The 19799-nt window shown below is 42.0% G+C and carries 21 protein-coding genes; 9 read left to right on the top strand and 12 right to left on the bottom strand.

Annotated elements, in window-relative coordinates:
- Window positions 1-61: 61 nt before the first annotated feature.
- Window positions 62-1147, bottom strand: a complete 1086-nt coding sequence (locus ACQ76V_RS08450) for a Gfo/Idh/MocA family oxidoreductase (RefSeq protein WP_441000049.1) — start codon at window positions 1145-1147, stop codon at window positions 62-64.
- Between the two features lie 77 nt (window positions 1148-1224).
- Window positions 1225-2115: a DUF72 domain-containing protein gene (locus ACQ76V_RS08445; RefSeq protein ID WP_441000048.1), complete on the bottom strand. Its 891-nt coding sequence runs from the start codon at window positions 2113-2115 to the stop codon at window positions 1225-1227.
- A gap of 188 nt (window positions 2116-2303) precedes the next feature.
- On the opposite strand from ACQ76V_RS08445, the gene ACQ76V_RS08440 reads away from it, so the two are divergent.
- Together ACQ76V_RS08440 and ACQ76V_RS08435 are read left to right on the top strand one after the other, a co-directional pair.
- Entirely contained in the window at window positions 2304-2669 is a 366-nt protein-coding gene (locus ACQ76V_RS08440) for a nuclear transport factor 2 family protein (protein ID WP_441000047.1), read from the top strand.
- A gap of 13 nt (window positions 2670-2682) precedes the next feature.
- The gene (locus ACQ76V_RS08435; RefSeq protein WP_441000046.1) at window positions 2683-3177 is read left to right on the top strand and encodes an SRPBCC family protein; all 495 of its coding nucleotides are present in this window, start codon (window positions 2683-2685) and stop codon (window positions 3175-3177) included.
- Window positions 3178-3235: 58 nt separating this feature from the next.
- Here the strand turns inward: ACQ76V_RS08435 and ACQ76V_RS08430 are convergent, their stop codons facing one another.
- Entirely contained in the window at window positions 3236-4792 is a 1557-nt protein-coding gene (locus ACQ76V_RS08430) for a S41 family peptidase (RefSeq protein ID WP_441000045.1), read from the bottom strand.
- Between the two features lie 72 nt (window positions 4793-4864).
- Here ACQ76V_RS08430 and ACQ76V_RS08425 point away from each other — a divergent pair, with 72 nt between their 5' ends.
- The 5 genes from ACQ76V_RS08425 (at window position 4865) to ACQ76V_RS08405 (ending at window position 10251) form a co-directional block, all read left to right on the top strand.
- On the top strand, window positions 4865-5290 hold the full coding sequence (locus ACQ76V_RS08425) for a hypothetical protein (protein ID WP_441000044.1): 426 nt from the start codon (window positions 4865-4867) through the stop codon (window positions 5288-5290).
- Window positions 5291-5345: 55 nt separating this feature from the next.
- Entirely contained in the window at window positions 5346-6011 is a 666-nt protein-coding gene (trhA, locus tag ACQ76V_RS08420; RefSeq protein WP_441000043.1) for a PAQR family membrane homeostasis protein TrhA, read from the top strand.
- Window positions 6012-6151: 140 nt separating this feature from the next.
- Window positions 6152-9019, top strand: coding sequence for a TolB family protein (locus ACQ76V_RS08415; protein WP_441000042.1), 2868 nt, complete (start codon window positions 6152-6154; stop codon window positions 9017-9019).
- Window positions 9020-9080: 61 nt separating this feature from the next.
- A complete protein-coding gene (locus ACQ76V_RS08410; RefSeq protein ID WP_441000041.1) occupies window positions 9081-9638 on the top strand; it encodes a DUF2911 domain-containing protein in 558 nt (185 codons plus the stop codon).
- A 16-nt stretch (window positions 9639-9654) separates the two neighbouring features.
- The gene (locus ACQ76V_RS08405) at window positions 9655-10251 is read left to right on the top strand and encodes a MarC family protein (protein WP_441000040.1); all 597 of its coding nucleotides are present in this window, start codon (window positions 9655-9657) and stop codon (window positions 10249-10251) included.
- Window positions 10252-10328: 77 nt separating this feature from the next.
- On the opposite strand, the gene ACQ76V_RS08400 is transcribed toward ACQ76V_RS08405, so the two are convergent.
- The gene (locus ACQ76V_RS08400; protein ID WP_441000039.1) at window positions 10329-10679 is read right to left on the bottom strand and encodes an AtuA-related protein; all 351 of its coding nucleotides are present in this window, start codon (window positions 10677-10679) and stop codon (window positions 10329-10331) included.
- 158 nt (window positions 10680-10837) lie between these two features.
- Between ACQ76V_RS08400 and ACQ76V_RS08395 the strand changes: the two genes are divergently transcribed.
- Both ACQ76V_RS08395 and fabF read left to right on the top strand, forming a co-directional pair.
- Window positions 10838-11203 (top strand): nuclear transport factor 2 family protein, encoded by a 366-nt coding sequence (locus ACQ76V_RS08395; RefSeq protein WP_441000038.1) that lies wholly within the window; start codon window positions 10838-10840, stop codon window positions 11201-11203.
- Window positions 11204-11407: 204 nt separating this feature from the next.
- A complete protein-coding gene (fabF, locus tag ACQ76V_RS08390) occupies window positions 11408-12658 on the top strand; it encodes a beta-ketoacyl-ACP synthase II (RefSeq protein ID WP_441000037.1) in 1251 nt (416 codons plus the stop codon).
- A gap of 62 nt (window positions 12659-12720) precedes the next feature.
- Here fabF and ACQ76V_RS08385 read toward each other — a convergent pair whose 3' ends face one another.
- The 8 genes from ACQ76V_RS08385 to purM all read right to left on the bottom strand — a co-directional run bounded on the left by ACQ76V_RS08385 (window position 12721) and on the right by purM (window position 19626).
- Window positions 12721-13104, bottom strand: coding sequence for a hypothetical protein (locus tag ACQ76V_RS08385; protein WP_441000036.1), 384 nt, complete (start codon window positions 13102-13104; stop codon window positions 12721-12723).
- A 158-nt stretch (window positions 13105-13262) separates the two neighbouring features.
- Window positions 13263-13793: a DinB family protein gene (locus ACQ76V_RS08380; RefSeq protein WP_441000035.1), complete on the bottom strand. Its 531-nt coding sequence runs from the start codon at window positions 13791-13793 to the stop codon at window positions 13263-13265.
- A 54-nt stretch (window positions 13794-13847) separates the two neighbouring features.
- Window positions 13848-14603 (bottom strand): alpha/beta fold hydrolase, encoded by a 756-nt coding sequence (locus ACQ76V_RS08375; RefSeq protein ID WP_441000034.1) that lies wholly within the window; start codon window positions 14601-14603, stop codon window positions 13848-13850.
- A gap of 31 nt (window positions 14604-14634) precedes the next feature.
- On the bottom strand, window positions 14635-15114 hold the full coding sequence (locus ACQ76V_RS08370; RefSeq protein WP_441000033.1) for a nucleoside deaminase: 480 nt from the start codon (window positions 15112-15114) through the stop codon (window positions 14635-14637).
- Window positions 15115-15116: 2 nt separating this feature from the next.
- Window positions 15117-15326 carry a hypothetical protein gene (locus ACQ76V_RS08365; protein WP_441000032.1) on the bottom strand — a complete coding sequence of 70 codons (210 nt, stop codon included), beginning with the start codon at window positions 15324-15326 and terminating at the stop codon, window positions 15117-15119.
- A 68-nt stretch (window positions 15327-15394) separates the two neighbouring features.
- The gene (locus tag ACQ76V_RS08360) at window positions 15395-17785 is read right to left on the bottom strand and encodes a glycoside hydrolase family 31 protein (protein ID WP_441000031.1); all 2391 of its coding nucleotides are present in this window, start codon (window positions 17783-17785) and stop codon (window positions 15395-15397) included.
- A 121-nt stretch (window positions 17786-17906) separates the two neighbouring features.
- Window positions 17907-18392 carry a CIA30 family protein gene (locus ACQ76V_RS08355; RefSeq protein WP_441000030.1) on the bottom strand — a complete coding sequence of 162 codons (486 nt, stop codon included), beginning with the start codon at window positions 18390-18392 and terminating at the stop codon, window positions 17907-17909.
- 229 nt (window positions 18393-18621) lie between these two features.
- A complete protein-coding gene (gene purM, locus ACQ76V_RS08350) occupies window positions 18622-19626 on the bottom strand; it encodes a phosphoribosylformylglycinamidine cyclo-ligase (protein ID WP_441000029.1) in 1005 nt (334 codons plus the stop codon).
- Window positions 19627-19799: the final 173 nt, after the last annotated feature.

The raw sequence follows: 19799 nt of genomic DNA, 5'->3' as shown, positions 1-19799 counted from the left end.
TTTATGTCAAAAAAGCTAAGAGAAACCGGAAGCTGTTCTCAAAAATTACTCTACCTTATTTTTAAAGCCTAATTTGGGCTTGGTTTTTCTGGGATGATTCCATGATGACCTGAACAATTCGAATATCTTTTAAGCCTTCTTCGCCGGGGACGACAGGATCGCGCCCTTCTTTAATAGCTAGCGCTTCATTGTCCATCTGTCGCGCCTGCTGATGATTGGGATCGGGTGATAACTTAGTACCATCGTTGGTTTCGCCCTTCACGCCGCTGTACGTTTGGAACGGCTGCAGTTTATACCATCCATCCGTACAATCCACATTCAGGTAATTTGTTGATTTGCCAAAGCTGGTTTCACCAAAGGCCATAACGCCATCGGGAAACTCGAGCTCAAACTCAGTAAACTCATCCACCTCATCATAGATATTACGTTCCGACCACTGTTTTCCTCGGACTGCAACAGGTTCCATATTTGTAGAGTAGCGCGAAGCATTAATGGGATAAACGCCCATATCATACAACGCCCCGCCGCCGAGTTCGGCATCCCGACGCCAGCTCTCGGGCGAATGCTGGGCATTGTACCCCGCGCCGGATTTAACTTCCTCAACAGCACCAAAGGTTTCCTTTTTTCCATATCGTATAATCGTACGATTATTGGGTTCGTGTTGCAGTCGATAGCCGATCGACAGTGAAACATCATTTTTATCAGTCGCATCAATGATCGACTGACATTCTTCAACGTTCATAGCCATCGGTTTTTCACACCACACATGCTTGCCGGCTTCGGCCCCAATTATAGCATATTTTGCATGAAGGCCCGGCGGCGTCACTACATAAATGATATCAATATTATCGTTATTAGCCACTTCGTGCATGTTCTCATAGTTATACACGTTATCATCGGGAATATCATAGCGCTTTTGCCAAAGCGGGATTTTGTGGGGAGATCCGGTCACAATACCGCGAAGCTCGCAGTGTTCCGTTTTCTGGAGGCCGGTGGCTAAACGCCCCGTGCTGTAACGGCCCAATCCCACCAACGCCACGCCCAACGTTTCTTTCTGTTTGGATAACAAGATGTTGGGGAATCCCAATGCTGCTATTCCCAATCCCGTTGTCTTCAGAAAATCCTTCCTGGAAAAATCTTTAGCCATAATATTTGAAATTCCTCGATTTCATATTGCGACTACCCCAACGAATAATGACGAACTATCATTTAACTGCTTGTTTCTTAAAACAGATCATTTTGCTTACCCGGCAACTGCGGTGGTTCCAAATCGGTCCCCAAGGCCTTATTTAATTTTTGAATAAAATAAGCTGACAGCTTTGGTGACGCTTTCTCGTTATTTTGATGCACAAAAAAGTGGATGTTATCCAGTCCCTGTTCGTTCCAGCCTTTTAGCCGTTCTACCCACTCGTCGAGACGACGGTAATCCGATTCGTGGTTAGCACCCACATACCGAACAAACGCTTCGTTATTTGTGAGGCGCATATGCAGCAGGTCGCGCCGCCCGGCAGTATCCGTAATTAGATTCGCAACATTATTTTCTTCCAGCACCTGATAGAGATCGTCGGCCACTCCGGATTCCGCAAACCAGTCGGGATGGCGGAATTCAATAGCCAAGGGCACGCCCTCGGGCCAATGCTCTACAAAATTAGCTACCCGGTCAAAAAATTTGGGCTTAAAGTTACCGCGCAGCTGTAGAAAAGTGGTCCCGAGTTTTTCTTTAAAATGGATAATGCTGTCATAATAATCGTCGGTAGCTTCTTCAATTCCATTCAACCATTTCAAATGACTAATATAACGGTTAACCTTGGGGAAAAATTTAAACTCCGATGGCACTTTATGGTACCAGGTTGTTATCTGATCTTGATCAAACGTATTATAGAAAGTGGCATTGAGCTCCACAGAGTTAAAATTTTTACCGTAGTATTCGAGCTCATCACCCACGCCATCAGGATAAAAATTCTTGAGGTCTTTTTTGTTCCACTTTGCGCATCCCACAAAAACATTCGGGACATCTTTTTCACCGTATGCAGCCAATACCATTGGGGTTTCCGGATGATCCTCGGGAAGAGAAAGATTATAATCTTCGGGATTATCAACACTGCCAAATTTCATAACTAACGTTATATGCCTGTTTCGATTGGTTGTTCATTTTGAGCAAGGGCCATAAATCCAAATATAGGATTTCACCTACAACATGCTGCTCCAAAATAGGTATAGGCTGTAATATGCAAAAGTTATATTGTAGAATGCCATATTGAGTCATTATGGTAACTATCCTAAAACGAGGAGAGAGGTCAATCATGACTAATAAAAAGCAGTTCTTACGTAATTTAAACAAAGCATTTGCCATTAACGATGTTGATTATGTTTCAAAGTGCGTTACCGACGACATACAATGGGACATGGTCGGTGAAGATATAATCAAGGGGAAGACAAATCTTAAAAGAGTACTTATAGAAATGGGAAATGACATTCTCTTTGATTTGCAGATTGATGATATCATTATACATCAAAACAAGGCCGTAGTGGAAGGGACTATGTCCTCTCACGAAGGCAAAACATACGCTTTTTGTGATATCTATACTTTTGCAAGCGGAGAACATCCGATCATAAAAAAAATGAGCTCTTATGTCATAGCTATGCTGAAACATCCATTACAAGTATAATGAGGGAACCTTTATGAAAAACACGTCCACCCAAAAGGGGTTGGTAATAATCCGAAATTTTAATGCTCCGCGAGCGGTTGTCTGGGAAGCCTGGACTAATCCTGAAATCGTAACACAGTGGTGGGGCCCCATAGGTTTTCGCTGCCCCTCTGCAGAAATTAATTTGCGTGAGGGAGGCAGCTATTTAATTTACATGCGTTCGCCCGATAACAAAGATTACTGGTCAACAGGGACTTACAAAGAGATTATATCACCGCGAAAATTGGTATTCAGCGATAGTTTTTCTGATCCCGAAGGAAATGTAGTTCCCGCCTCGCATTATGGGTTTAATGAAGATTTTCCACTGATAATGGAAGTCGAGCTCATGCTTGATGAGATAAATACCAAAACCCGAATGACGCTCACCCATACCGGAATCCCCAAAGGGGAGATGAGCGAGCAAAAGAAAGCCGGGTGGCGCCAGTCTTTTGATAAACTGGATGCATATTTTAGTACTTATGCAAAATAGAAAAAGGGAATCAGCGGTATTTGCCAATTCCCTTTGGAAACTTTTTATGTCCTGTTTATCACTTCTTATCTGTAGGTATCATAAAAGGCTCAACATGCATGCCTTGTCTATGAGGCTTAAATGCATCTAATCCAGTAGGTAATTGCACTTCTTTCATTTTGATCTGGTCAGTGGTTGCCTTTCGTTTTGCTTGTTGACCTATAATTACGTCAATTGCACGAGAAAAAAGAGGTTCTTCGGGGCTGCCGATCTTCGGCTTATTTAAAAGGTTATCTAATGTTATCTCCGTCACGCAATTATCATTTTCATCATCAGCACAACCATTCGAGGTATATCCATCCGGAGCAAAACCATTAGGATAGGCCTCTCCATCAGCGTTAACAATTTTTAGCACAATCGGCTGTATGGCTTTCTTGTGATCGGGATTAGCCTCGTCGCTATTCAAATAGGGAGTAGGGGCATCATACAGCGTTAAAGATCCTTCATCCTTACCTACCGTTTTCAACCCGATATATGTCACTTCCATATGAGGACGTAAGCTATTGATGACCGTCTCACTGGCTGAAGCCGTGCCCGAACTCGTCAATACATACACAGTATTCAACGACAAGCTGTTTATGGGTTCGGTATTGACAAAATTGCCTTCACTATCACGATCAAACTCTCCATCTTCATTTTCCAGCGGAACTTCATCTAAAAAAAACACTTCCCGATTATTCTGGGAGCGCTTCTGATTGTATTCAAACTCTCCAAACTTTGTCGAACTTCCGAGCCCGGAAATCATGCTCGTCAGCAATTGACTTGTAATAACAGCCCCGCCGCCGTTATAGCGTAAGTCCAAAACAAGCTCATTTACACCTTGGTTTTTAAAATCAGCAAATACATCGTTTAAGCCTTGATGTGAATTCGTCTGAAAAGCGTTATACATCAAATAGCCGATTTTCACACCACTGGTATCTATAACCTCACTGGTAAAGATAGGGTCTTCAATTACCTCTCGCGATTCTACCGTCACCGTCTCATCTTCTACATATTGAATAGTCCCCCCTGAGGTATCGATATGAGCCAGCGTTAAATCATGGGCTGAATTATTAGTCAAAAGATCCAGGTAATTATTTACTGTTATAGTATTTCCATCTACTTTTGTAAATAAATCCAACCGCTCAAGTCCAGCATCTTCTGCCGGTGAGCCAGGAATAATATAGCGTACATACCCTACTAAATCCGTTTGTTGCGAATCTTTATAGTAGAATCCATAATTCAGCCCCAATGCAGCATAAATACCATCCTGTTCATTTTGATATTCTTCATAATCATCGATAAAGAAAGAAAAATCGTCATTCGGATGTCGTAATGATTCAAATAGGGCTTCGGCATCTGAAAAATCTTTCAGATAGTTATTGAAATCAGTGTCATTCGTAAAATAGTCGTCCCCAAGTTCGGTGACATCTGCCTGCCAATAATACCAGTAATTCATGGCATTCCATACGAACTGCTTTTCGGCCGTCGCTTCTACATTATTTTCATTTCCGGAATCGGGATCTGTGGGACTTGAATCACTACAACCAATCATTACCGCAAATAATAAAACCCAGATAAATCGCAATTTTTTCATAACTTTTGTACTAAATTAAAGCAAGAGCTGTTATACACCTATAAAACTAATTCCAGATCACTTTTATTTCCAATGAAGATTACAACTTTACTTCTAACCTCTCTTTTTCTGTTTTCATCAGGGTGCTCATCTACAGAAAATACAGCAAGTAATGGAAATATTCAGATTTTAAATGCGACCTATCATAATTGGTCGCGTTCACCTGTTGGCAGTTCAGATCTGCCAGAGGTAGGGACTGATTTAAAAATTACGGTGAAGAATTGGGCTTCCAAATATAGTCCTGAATATATTATTTACAATAATAGAAAATCGCTCTCTGCATCTGTAAGCGATACTTTAGAAGATAGTTTGGTAATTACCGGAAAAATAATTCGTACATCCTCCAAACTTCCGAAAACTTCTGAAACGGTTTCGCAGTCAGATCGGTTGGTATATAAGACCGAGGAAGGAGAACAACATTATATTGAAATCACCAATTGGGAATCCTCAAAAAAATAAATACCTCACCATTCTTTGCGATGGGGATTTTGTATCTTGGAGCTGATAAAAAGCCATGAAAAAACTACAGCAATACATTCGTGAACCCATCAATACCCTTACTCATGGAGTAGGTGCTTTACTTGCTGTCGTTGGGTTAGGTGTTCTTATTTTCGAAGCCATGCAACGTGGTTCCATCAGTCACCTCATTGCTTTTTCTATTTTTGGGCTGAGCATGATTCTTCTTTACACCGCCAGCTCGCTTTACCATGCCTTGCCCGTTAAAAAGAAGACCTTAGAACTGCTCCAAAAGCTGGACCACAGCATGATATATGTGCTCATTGCCGGGACCTACACCCCTATCTGCCTGCTCGTACTCGAGGGTGGATGGAAATGGGGATTCTTTACGACCATCTGGAGTTTGGCGATCATCGGTATCATCAAAAAGTTTTTATGGATGAGCGCTCCACGTTGGCTCTCTACCTTGTTTTACCTGGGCATGGGTTGGCTGGCCGTTATCATCTTTCCCACTCTCATGGAAAAACTGCCGATGGCTTTCATGGTATGGATTGGCGTTGGTGGGCTGGCTTACACGTTGGGCGCTGTAATCTATGGCATTCAAAAACCGAACCCCATTCCCAACTGGTTTGGCCATCACGAAATTTGGCACCTGTTTGTAATGGCAGGCACCTTTTCACATTTCTGGGCTATTTATTACTATTTACCCGGTTATGGAGGATGATTTTGGAATTATGTCCTCCTTTTTTTCCTGCGTAGTAGGAAAATATCCAACGGAAAGGAATTGCAACTCAAACTCATCTTGATGATTGCCGCAAATCTTTATTAGATTGATCCTATCCAAAAATTATTAAAGAAAGAAGCATGGTTCGTAACGCGCTACTAACCCTAAGTTTGATTTTTTTATTCTGTGCTTCTGCATTTGCTCAATTCTACCCCACCCAACATCGTCCGCCCAACCAACACTGGCAGCAATTAAAAACTCATCATTTCAAGTTCATTTATGCCCAAGAAAATGAAAAGCAAGCCTTTGAGCTGGCCCAAATGTTAGAATCACAATATCCAAGTGTTCAAGATATTGTAGGTGGAGAACTCGAGAACTTTCCGATCATCTTAAACAACTATAACGATCGTTCCAACGGATTTGTCACGCCCTATAACTTCCGGTCTGAAATTGAACTTCCACCTATCAAAGGCAAGTCACTGAATCCCCGAACGGGCAATTGGCTGGCCAACGTGGGTCCGCATGAGTTGGTTCATGCCCTGCAATTCAATAATCTGGGCACCTACAATTTTCCTCGTGTTGTCAGCTTGTTTTCCCCAGACCTTGCACGCATGTTTCATGCTGCTATTCCGATGGGCATGCTCGAAGGTATTGCCGTTTATCATGAAACCGAACACATTACCGATTACGGCGGCAGAGGTAATTATCCTGTTTTTACCAACCAATTTGATGCAGCCTTCAACAGTAATCAACGCTGGTCTATGGGACAGCTGATGCAGACATCCAGCTACACGCGGCCATTTGGACGGCACTACATAGGAGGCTACGAATTTACCGACTGGCTTCACTCCAAATTTGGGGATAATATTACCCGCAATGCACTCGATTTTTATATGGATTTCCCTTTCCTCGGTTACGGGGTGGCCCTTCGCCATACTACGGGGTTGTGGCCAGGGCAACTTTACCATCAATTTGAAGAACACCATAAAAGCCAACAGGAAGAAAAGAAACCAGAGCCACGGTTTTTAGAATTGGGCGTGCCATATAAGGGGGCTGAAATCCGCCGCCCGAAATGGCTTTCCGATTCTAAACTTATTTTCTACGGCTCGTTTTACAATGCTCGCTCCGGCTTCTATACTTATGATCTTGCCAGTAAAAAAATGCACCGTCTTATTACTTCCAATTCAGTTCGTGATTTTCAGTATGATCTTTCTGGTGATCGATCACAGTTAGTCTACAGTTACTACGAAGCAGATCTCATTTATGACAATATGGCCAAAGCCGAATTGGTGCAATATAGTTTTGATACTCATCAACAAAAACAGTTAACCAAAAGGGGTCGTTTATATGCACCCGTCTTTTATGGGGATAAGCTTTGGGCCCTCAAATCACAGCCTGCTCGGTCGAAGTTGGTAACGTTGGGCAACTCCAATTACGACGATGAGCGAGAGGTTTTTTCGGCACCTAATCACGAGATAAAAGCCGTGGCTGTCCACCCTGAACACAACCAATTGGCTATTGTCTCCAACAAAAACGGAGAGCAAGCTCTATGGATTACAGAACGGAATAACATCTCCGAGCCGCTAAAAGATGCGCCTGATGTAACTTTTGAAAAGGGCTCTGTTTTTGACCCCGAATGGCACCCTGCTGATGATAAAATTTTATTCAGCAGTGATTTCTCGGGCACCATGCAACTTTATGAGTATGATCTGTCTGATCAGGAGCTTTTACAGGTAACCAATTCAAAATTCAACGCGTTTGAGGGAAGCTACAGCCCGGAAGGAAATCGGATTGCTTTCGTCCGCCAAGATGAGAACGAACGGCTGCCGACTATCATGGAACGATCGAAATTTGCAAATCAGCCGGTTGTACAAAATCGTTGGAAAGATCGGAACACCCGTCATTCCGCGGTTACTGATATTATTTCCGATTCCGTTGCCCAAGCTTCTAATAAATGGGACCCCGGATCATATTCTTCGGGAATGGGCTGGCTAAAACCACGTACCATTTTGCCCTTTGCAGATGAGGTGTCGAATCAAAATGATTATGAGATCGGCATATCGTTACACAGTGTAAATACACTATCGACAAAAGCTTACTCGGCGGATGTCTCTTACTTTAAACAGCGAGGCTGGTATGATATCATTTATCAAAACAAAACATTTTGGCCCGGGGTTAAACTGCGTGCATTTAATGAGCCGTCGTATCGATCTGCTTCAAACGTTGGCCTATTAGGCCGGCAGGAGCGAAGCTTGGCACTAAGTATACCTCTGCAGGTTAATTTGAATCGGAATATCTACAACACTACGCTATTTGTAGAACCGGAAGTTCGCCGATCACAGCTTCGCTTTTTTGATACCAATTTTAGCAATTCTATCTCTGACTTTGCCAACATTAGTGCTGGTAATATATACACCCAGTTCAACTATAGGCTCCAACAAAATATTAGAGACCCTCAACCTAATACCGGTCTTATTTTGTTTTCCGAAATTGAGCATTACTTATCGGGAGATAACATTACATTCGGATTTTCGAACAATGAAATTACTTTTTCATCGCCAAATACCACAGCCCTGAGAACGGGCATCTATGGTTTTGTTGCTCCGCTGAAACGGTGGAACCAATCATTACGACTTGGGTTGCGCGGAATCACCCAATCTGGGCTGATTTTCGATAACCAATCTATTGTTTCCGACGGGTTTTCTAACTTTGTTTTTCCCAATTCACCTAATCTGTTGAGTTTTGATACCCGCTACACCATCCCGCTCACCTATGTTGATGATGGTGGACTGCTGCTTCCCTTTTATTTAAGCAATATCTACCTGGTCGCTTTTTCCAATACCGTTACCGATCCAACATTCTCTGATTGGCACGATCAGTCACGTACTGTATTTGGAATGGGAATACGGGCTAATTTTCAGCTTTCTAATTTACGATTCAACATTGGTTTGGGCTTCGGTTATGAACCCACGCGCAAGCAATCCCAATTTTTTATAGGGAACTTTTAAACGTATACTTATCTCAGAATTTTTGTTTTATTCTCTAATCATGAATCTACGTTTTCTTTATTTGCATAAATTAATTCCAGTGTTATTGGCAGGTCTCTTTTTGCTAACGGGATGTCGAGAACCCGAACCACAAGAGCCAGATGCCGACCGACGTAAAAGTCCTATTGCTATTGCCCAAACAACCCACCAACCGAGCAATACCTATGTTAAAATTGTATATGGGCAACCTTATAAAAATGATCGTCAAATTTTTGGTGAGCTGGTCCCTTACAATGAGGTATGGAGAACCGGAGCTAATGAAGCAACGGAAATTACAACGACGAAAGAGATCATGTTCGCCGGAGAAACCGTGCCCGCCGGCACGTATGCGTTGTTCAGCATCCCGCGAAAAGAAGATAGCTGGACCATCATCCTTAACAAAGAACTTGCACAATGGGGAGCATTTGATTACAACTCCAAACACGACTTTTTACGGGTTGAGGTCCCTACCTTATCTACAGATAAAGTAACCGAAGCGTTTACTATTCGCTTCTCCGATATCCAAGAGGATTCCACCAATATTATTATGGAATGGGATCAGGCCAGAGTGAAAATCCCTGTTACATTTTCTAATCCCTGATAAATGGTCATATAATATGGATTTAGCTGTTTTCCTGAATGCCTTAACTGGGTTTTTTGTGATTATCGATCCCATTGGAGCGGCCTTGGTTTTTCACTCTCTGATACCGGAGGGAGAAAAGCACCATCGCCGCATGATGGCTTTGAAATCAATTATAATTTCAGTTTTTCTGCTTATTGTATTTGGAAATTACGGCGAGCCACTACTTGATCAGCTGGGAATCAACATTAATTCGCTGCGTATTGCCGGTGGACTACTACTTTTCTATACGGCTTTCAATATGATTACCGAAGGTGTTGAATATGAAGATACTACAGTTAAGAAAGATATCTCCGTGTTTCCAATGACCATTCCTTTACTGGCCGGACCAGGGGCGCTTACGTTATCTATTCTGCTGTTTTCCAATGCTTCAAAAATATCCGCCAATCTATCAGTTATTGCAGCTATCCTCTCCATTTTACTGCTTACCTTTATTCTGATGCTAACATCCAAATATCTGAAAAAGATTATAGGTAAAACCGGGGATGAGATTCTGCGACGATTTTTAGGAGTGCTCTTAGCCGCTCTTTCCATCCAGTTTATTTACGATGGGATTCGTCAGATGGTTGAATAATCGGTAAGTCCAGCAAACAACATTTTTAGCTGAACGCAGAACATTGCACCAAGTAAAAAAACTTTGTAAAAAACGATCTACGCTGTCTCTTTTACTTTCTCCAGCAGTTCGTCAGGTACGTCTAACTCCATCCGCAGCAGCATAGAGGCGTGGGTTTTACCCTGAGCATCCAGCTTTAGGGATACTGTTCCGCCGCCGCCCAAGCTCTCGTGCAGCACAAAATTAAGTGCCCCAATATTGGGAAGTTCATACCGCTCAACGTCACCTTTACAGATGTGTTTCATCTGCTCTTTTACCACATCGGCCGTGAGGTTTTCCTTTAAGAAGGGATACACATCCGGGTGTCGAGCTATCACTCCCACATTACTTCCGTCCCCTTTATCACCGCTTCGTCCGTGTGCAATTTCAATGAGCTTTACCGTAGCCATAAATTTTTATCTCTGCATTTTGTTTTCTGTTGTTGATAAAGATAGACCGATGTTCGACTCCCTGCAACCAAAAAATTTTTTCTTTTCCGTAAACGATTTTTAGTCAAGTACCGTTATATCGTCTCACAAATACTTTAATATCAAACTTTATAACATTTATGAGTTATTTCGATAAAATTTCTGACATCTACGATCACATTGCACAAGGTACCGCTATGGATGCCTTTGAAGAATATTATGCGGAAGATGTCACTATGATTTTGGAAGACGGTACGGCTGTAGAAGGTAAGGAGGCCAACCGTGAACGCGAGAACGAATTTTTCAGCAGCGTTGAAGAATTCCACGGTATCCAAGTTTCTGGGATTACTTCGAATGAAGATGAAGGAATTACTGCTGTAGAATCAACTATGACCGTTACTTTCAAGGGAACTGACGAACCTATGGATCTTGAACAGGTTGCCGTGCAACACTGGGATGGAGACAAAATCGAAACTGAACGTTTTTACGGAACACAGACGGACTAACGTTAATCCCATAGTCCTGTTACCTAAGCCCTCCTCAACCAGGAGGGCTTTTTTATTTGTGCCCTTTTATAGGCTTCCGGATTACGATTCCAGATAACAAATTGGTGGAAGCTTAAAGAATCCGTAATTTCCACGCGACTTATCTTGTCAATAGTTTTATTTATTGACCTTTTTCATCGCAATAAAATTTACTCCTTTTTTATAATGAGCAAGCCTAAACGAGTTGTAGTAACCGGACTCGGTGCCATATCTCCGCTTGGTAACAACGTGCCCGACTTTTGGGAAAACCTAACCAATGGGGTGAGTGGTGCCGACCGAATTACCCATTTCGATCCCTCTCAATTTCGCACACATTTTGCCTGCGAGCTCAAAGATTTTGACGTCAAAGAGCACTTAGAGCATAATACCATTCGGCGTTCTGATCCCTATAGTCAGTACGCATTGGTTGCAACAGACCAGGCCGTTGAAGATTCCGGACTCGATTTTGATGAGATGGATCCGTTTGATACCGGCGTTATCTGGGGCAGCGGACAGGGCGGCATGAAAACGTTCGAAGATGAAGTTAAAAATTATACGCAACGTAATTTTAAGCCACGCTTTAACCCATTCTTTGTCCCCAAGCTCATTATTAACATGGCGCCGGGTATGATCTCTATGAAATATGGGCTGATGGGTATCAACTATGCCACCGTTTCGGCTTGCGCGACTTCCAATACCGCGATCATGGATGCGCTTAATTATATCCGCTGGGGCAAAGCAAAAGTCATGATTACCGGCGGTTCTGAAGCGGGGATTACCGAATCTTCTTTTGGCGGATTTTCGGCAATGCGTGCCATGTCGCAGCGTAACGACGATCCCAAGAGTGCTTCGCGTCCGTTCGATAAAGACCGTGACGGATTTGTAATGGGAGAGGGTGCAGCCTCGCTCATCCTCGAAGATTATGAACATGCTAAAGCACGGGGTGCCAAAATTTATGCCGAGGTTACCGGTGCAGCCATGACGGCCGATGCCTATCACATGACAGCCACACATCCCGAAGGAAAGGGAGCAACTGCTGCCATGAAACAAGCTCTTAACGACAGTGAACTTAATGCCGAGGATGTTGATTATCTCAACACGCACGCAACTTCTACACCGGTGGGAGACATCAGCGAAATTAAGGCGGCCGTTAATGTATTTGGGGAATCTCCTGATCATTTAACAATTGGGGCTACGAAGTCAATGACGGGTCACCTGCTGGGTGCTGCCGGTGCCATTGAAGCTATTGCCAGCATTAAAGCTATTAATAACAACTTGATTCCTCCCACTATCAATACCGAAAATATTGATGAAGAAATTCCATCATCACTGGATATCGTTCTGGGGGAAACCAGAGAAAAGAATGTAGATGTAGTGATGAGTAACACCTTTGGCTTTGGCGGCCACAACGGTATTGTAGTGTTTAAAAAAGCGTAAGGGATTAGTAGATCTTATTGGTTACTGAACCCCAAGATGGCTTGCTATCGATGAACTGTAAATTAACCATTTTCTTGCGTCATCTTTTTGAAGAGTTTTACGAAACTTTTAGCCGACTTTTTTGATTTAAATTCTAATAAAAACCACGCTTTCCTCAAGTTTGGTTCATCCTTACTTGTAATTGCCGTACCTTCTTGGAGTCTAAATTCTACTACCTGATTTCCCTGATATTTCCGGCGTTTTACTTTTGTGGTTTTTGATACGGGAATAATTATATCGCCAATTATCAACTGCCTCGCATGTTCATCAAAGTTGGCGTTAGCTTCTGCAACGATTCCTTTTTTTGTTACCTCAAGCAGGTTATCCGCATAATTTTTAGTCTGCTGTGATAATCCCATGCCCGGGATAAAAAAATAGATAAGGAGAGTTAGAGTTATGTATTTCATATAATTCTACCTGATGATGGTTAACAACTTTTTTCGATTTATCACCAGGTGTTACCGTATGATAAATCTTAGTAAAAAGTTACGAACTGCCTGATCAGAGTACAATAATTAAGATCGGTAAGAGATAAATAATTTGACATTAATTTCCCCAACTTTGGTCACCGATTCCACGGCGGTACAATCCCATTCATCCGTGCATAAGCTATCGACTGTCCCACATGCTCACTTTTATGGGTGATTAACTGCATCAACACGGCCTGACCGTTTACTGCATTTCCATACAGTTGTGTTTCTTCCTGAAGCTTGGAATCCGGCATTTCCTTGATAGCATTCTTTACATGCGCTATGGATCGCTCCAGGATATCCACCACTTCTTCCTTACCGGTAATTGACTCAATGTTATCAATATTTACATCATCGGGTGCTGGTATGCCAAGGTTTTCATCAAGGTAGTAATAATTATAACGCGCTATATGCGTATAAACTTCTTCGACCGACATCACCTCCTCACTCGGACGCCAAGAATACAATTCAGCCGGCATCGCTTTGGCCAGTGAAAGTACGCGCGAAGCATAGTCAAAATGCCGACTAAATTGATTCTTAAAATTATTGGTTTCCTGAGCCTGAAGGGGCTGAATACCAAGCATTATCATTAATACCAATAGACAAACTCCTATCCGTTTTTTCATAGCGAGTATATTTTTTTTAATTGATGGTTATAAACTTCAATCCTATTTCCGTACTTAGTTTTGACTGCCGTTCTTTTTCTGATTGCGGTCGTTTTGATCGGTTTTTTTTATTTCCCTAAAGAAGTTTTTAAGAGAAAGTACGAGATATTCTTTGTCCACTTCGTTTATGGGGTGCCCTGTTTTAGGTATCACCATCAGCTCTGACTTTTCCGTTATTCTGTAGATCTCTACCGTCTCAGCAAATCCGGCGGTTGTATCGCGGTCACCTATATGAAATCGCAACGGACACATTATCTGTTTCCATTCATCCACTTTTATTTCCGGATGTGCACCCAGGTACTGCAACATATCCCGGGTGCTGTTTACCACACGCTCCCAACCAGAAAGATGTCTTTCACTAAGCTGCTTGACGAAGTGCGGCACCTTTTCTTTCATCTTTTTAGGGTGCAGGTATTTGCTCTCACGGTCGGCCACTTCTTCATCCCATTGTAATATGGTGCCCAACGTTGCCACCCCTTTTACTCTTTCGGGATTATTTTTAGCTAACACCAGTGCAACATATCCACCCATACTATACCCAAAAAAATAAGCCTGATCTATACGGTACTCATCCATATATCCCAATACATTTTCTGCAAAATAGGGAATACGAAAAGAACTATTTGTGGGACCTGCATTCCCGTGTCCTTCAAAATTTAGTTGGTGTACATCAAAATGTTCTTTAAGCTGTGGAAGAATAAAATCAAATTGTTCTGATGTACCCAGTGCTCCGTGGAGTAAAATAAGCGGAGTTTTCTCTTTACCATTCATAATAACCTATCATTAAACTAATATTATATAATCATTGCCCATGATACTTCCGATGCAACTCTTTTATCTCATTTACTAATTCCGGTACCGGACCCTCTACTTCAACATTCGGCACAATTTCATTTATGGATATTGGCTTTACCGGTGATGAATCTTTATTGAATACTTTTAACCATTTAGTTAACTGATTTGAGGAGCTTATAAATACTATTCTTCCCAGTCCCACCCATCCGTGAGCTGCGGCACACATGGGGCAATGTTCACCTGAAGTATAAACCGTAGCTGAGTCTCGCTCTTGGGAGTTAAGGTTTTGTGCTGCCCACTGCGCTATTTCAATTTCCGGATGCCGGGTAGGATCACCTTTTGTATTGATGCGATTCCGATCCTCAAAAAGAACTTCATTATCCCCTGAAACCAATACCGATCCAAATGCTTCATCACCCGCCTCAACTGCTTTGCTGGCCAACGCAATGCAACGTCTTAAATAATCTAAATCGCTTTCTGTAACCATTGTTAAATTCCTTGTGCCGCTTCATATCCTTTCTGATAAACTTCTTGCAATGATCCAGTATCTAAAAAGATCAGTCCTATGAACACTAATAGTACTCCAATTAGCATCATTGCATATCGATATTCCCTATACTTTTTAAAGAAGCTTATAATGAATATAATAATTCCCCCGATAAAGCAGAGGTCTACTAATAATTCATCAATAAAATCCATCACACTTGATTAGCAATAATTAGATATCGACTGAAAACATTATCGCTAATATCTGCAAATATTCAAATCTACTCCTGAGTCCAGTTTATTTTTATTGATACCGTTTCCTGCGTATTCCAATCAAGAGGTATTTGTACTTTATTTGTAGTCTCATTCCATTGTATAGCTACATCTTCACCATTAACCGTAATTTCTTTGGGCTGATCTGAAATATTATGAACTACCAACTCTATGTTTTTTTCTGATGACAAATAGTTTTCACCAATTTTAGCCCGGAAGGTAAAATCCAACTTATTTTCGTTTCGTGCCGACTCAAATGTCAGTAGCTCATACATACCCTTTTCAATAGCACTTCTTGTCAACCCATCATCATTATACATCTTCGAAGACGAATTACTGACTGATTCATCTGCATAATAGTGCAAAACTAAATTATCCCCACTATACTCTTTGACGCTTTGCACCGGATGGCTCATGGGAATAAAAGCCCCGGCGCGCACAAAGGTGGGAATAGTCGTATCATTTACAGCAATAGTAGCTTGTTGTCCACCTTCTAATTTTTGATTGGTATAAAAATTATACCAATTCGTACCATCTGGAAAATAAACTACTTTCTCTGTTTGTCCAGATTCTACAATCGGAGCCACCAAAAAATCATTACCCCACAGGTAAGCATCATCATAATGATATAGCAATTCGTTTTTAGGTTCCCCGAATAACAGCGGACGCATTAGCGGCGCGCCGGTTTTATGATTTTGATACACCAAGTGATAATTATACGGCAGTAACCGATAACGCAGTTCTATAGCTTTCTTGGCCAAGCTTTTGGCACTATCACTGCGAAAAACAGGCTCGCTGGGTACTGCTTCCTGGGCGTGGGGACGATAGATCGGTTGGAATACCCCATACTGCATCCAGCGTACGTAAAGCTCGTCATCCAGATTGTCTCCTGCAAAACCGCCCAGATCACTGTGCATATAGCCGATGCCCTGCATTCCCATCTGCAGCGAAATCTCGGGCTGACTTTGCAAGCCGCCCCAACTGCGAGCTACATCGCCCGTCCAAGGTATAATGCCAAAACGCTGTGAACCCGAATAGCCGGCACGCATTAGAATAAAGGGACGCATATCTGGATCATACTCATAAAACGCCTCGTCTACTAACTTTGCCCATTGATGCCCGTAAATATTGTGCACTTCATCAGCGGTGCCAGTAGCATGAATAGCCTCAGAAGGATGAACTTCAGGCTCCCCCAAATCCCCCCACATGCCCGTAACACCTATGTTCAACAAATCTTTATAAATATTCTTTAACCAATTGTATCCCTTCGGATCAAAGACATCAATAATGCCCGTATTTCCGAAATAGAAATCAAATGTAAGCGGATTACCCAATGAATCTTTAGCCAATACATCATTCTTTACAGCTTCATCCCACCTATTAGATGTGGTTTGCACGTATGGCTCGGTGATCAAAATTGTCTCAATGTGGTCGTTCCGAAGAGTACCGATCATCTGCTCAGGTTTTGGAAAGGAATCAGCATGAAAGGCTAAATTTCCCATATTTCCTTTCATCTCTTTGCCAAACCAAAACAGATCCAGTATGATAGCATCCATCGGAATTTCCTGTTCCCTGAAAAGCTCGGCGGTCTCCAACACTTCTTCCTGAGAGTGATATCCGAATCGACTGGAAAAATTACCAAGCGCCCAGCGTGGAAGCATCGGCTGCTTACCCGTGAGATCGGTAAAACTATCTATAATATTTAACCACGAACTTTTACTAACTATCTGGTAAGTTATCTGCCCACTGATGGTTTTATAAGAAAGAGTATTTTTATCCTTACTATCCAAGTCCATAAAACCAATCGGAGCATTATCAAAATGCAGTAAATATTTTTTAGAAGATAAAACGACCGGCATGGTATAGTTGAGCAGCTCACTGCGGTCGCCATAACCATAGTGTGCCTGATTATATAATTTCAAGCGGTATCCTCGTCTTTTCATATTCAGGGCTCGGGCTCCACCCCCGTATAAAGCTTCCTTCTCGGTAATATTAAAATTAATCGACTTTAACGAATCTTGGTGGTAGCCGTCCTTTTCAGATATCAGTAACTCATTATCCCGATAATAAGATATTTGGAAGGGCGACTTTTGGACCTCGACCGAAATACCTGCAGATGAAAGTTTCACTGATAAATCAGTCTCGGCTATATCCACCGCTACATCCTGCGGATCCATAACGACCGCATGCGATTTTTTATTAAACTCTTCTCCCTCCGGAATAAACGAGGTTTCTACCATATCCGGGGTATAAAACATCAGCCGGTAAGTACCATCACTAACACGTATTTTATAATGGTTTTCACTTTTAGTTATTTCTTTAAAAGCACGGTTAATAGACTGGGAGAGTGCTGATCCACCGGTAAATATAAACAGGAATAGAAATAGTACTGTTCTCATCAAATTATACTAAACTGTGAAAATTCATCGATTTCTGAGTTTGAAGGTAGAATTATTTGATTCCCAGAGTCAATACTTTTTGCTATCTTAAATTCAACCCAGACCAGACCGTACTGGACACTCACTCAGAAATTAATTCAATCTTATCTATCAGCAGCTCGAAGACCTGGGTTTTCTTATTGGCAATCAAAAATCCAAGCTGTTGAATGGAATGGTGATTAAAATTGGGTTGATCCAGATTTTTGCCCCGAAATGTGGGGTATAGATCCCTAAGTGAAATGCTGATTTCTTCCCATTTACCCGTGGTTTCAAAGTAGGTAATGTACGACGCATAGGCCTGCTTATCGTGTTTGACCCGGAACTGGTATCGTTTGCCGTCGCCCTTGAGACGTATTGTGATTTGGTCTTGGGGTTCCACTTTTAGATCGGCCAGGTTATAACGCACTGAGGAAAATCCTCCGTTGTTCTTCAATGAAACCTGTCCGCTGAACCTTCCATGGCCTTCAGGACTCAGGCTGATGTTCCCTTGTGAGCTGCCGCCCATCACTACATCATCCAGCGTTTCCCAGTTATGTAAGCTGGTATTCTCATTGAAATCAAAGATCATCTGGCGGGCCATATTAGTATTGTAGAAAGTTATCTTTATCCAACTGTCTTATAATAATTTTATATGCTTACGTCTTTGCTAAAAATACCCGCAAAGATATATGGTTTATTTTTGATCTTCATTCCAAAAGAATGCAGTAACAATAAATGGTCCAATAAGTATTACAACAAGAATTGTAGTTACGGTACATTTATGGGAAGGCATTTTTTATAATGAATCTGGACTACTCTTACCTTATTTTTCCCATCTCTATCACTTCTTCATCCATTTCCGCGGCAATTTCTTTTACTGCACCAACCGTATTTGGATCTACAATAGCAATGAGCCCAATACCCAGGTTAAAGGTCGCCCGCATATCATCTTCGGGCACGTTACCCAACTCTTGGATGAGCTCAAAAATAGCGGGACGCTCCCAGTAATCCCAGTCTACCTTGATAGAGAGTCCGTCGGGTACCACGCGCTTAGTGTTGCCCATGATACCGCCGCCGGTGATATGCGAAAAGCCGTTAACACCGTCAATATCCCGTGTTGCTCGAATAATCGATAAATAGGATTTGTGAATGGCCAGCATCGCATCCCCCACTGTAGTACCCAACTCATCCACATGATCTGTTATTTCGTATTCCGAAAACAGAACTTTACGTGCCAGGGAATAGCCATTGGTATGGATACCGGTACTGGGAAATCCAAGCAACATATTTCCTTTTTTAATTTTTTTCCCTTCAATCACTTTCTCACGATCTACCATTCCCACGATAGTGCCCGCCAGGTCGAATTCACCCTCGCTGTATATATCGGGCATTTCAGCGGTCTCCCCCCCAATAAGAGCAACGCCATTTTCTTTACATGCTTTTGCAAATCCGCTAACCACTTTGTAACCAACATCCTGCTCGAGTTTACCAGTAGAAAAATAATCCAGAAAAAAGAGCGGATCGGCTCCGCAAACCGCGATGTCGTTTACGCAGTGATTGACTAAATCTTGTCCCACCGTGTCGTATCTTCCTGTTTTGAATGCAACAATCAGCTTCGTGCCTACACCATCTACACTGCTGACAAATACAGGGTCCTCATAGCTGTTTAAATTGGGACGGAAAAATCCTCCAAAACCCCCGATATTGCTAAGTACGGCATCATTGTGAGTTTCTTTTACGACATCTTTTATTGAGTCGACCATTTCTTCTCCAGCCTCAATATCGACGCCGGCGTCTTTGTAGGTAAATTTTTTTTTGCTCATTACGGGTTAATGAAAATTAGTTCGTTTTTTTGACTGAGATAAATATAGCCAACTTGCATCTCGTTTTTAAGAAATATTTCTCCACATTATCCACCGGAAAACATAAGTAACATTAAATAAATAATATTTGTAGTACATAGTAGTTACTGTGGAAAAGTGGATAACTTTTTTAA

Source organism: Fodinibius sp. SL11 (assembly GCF_052060035.1).
In the GTDB taxonomy this organism is placed as follows: Bacteria; Bacteroidota; Rhodothermia; order Balneolales; family Balneolaceae; genus Fodinibius.
The sequence above is the reverse complement of the archived record's forward strand: the minus strand, read 5'-3'. Positions and strand labels throughout refer to the sequence as shown.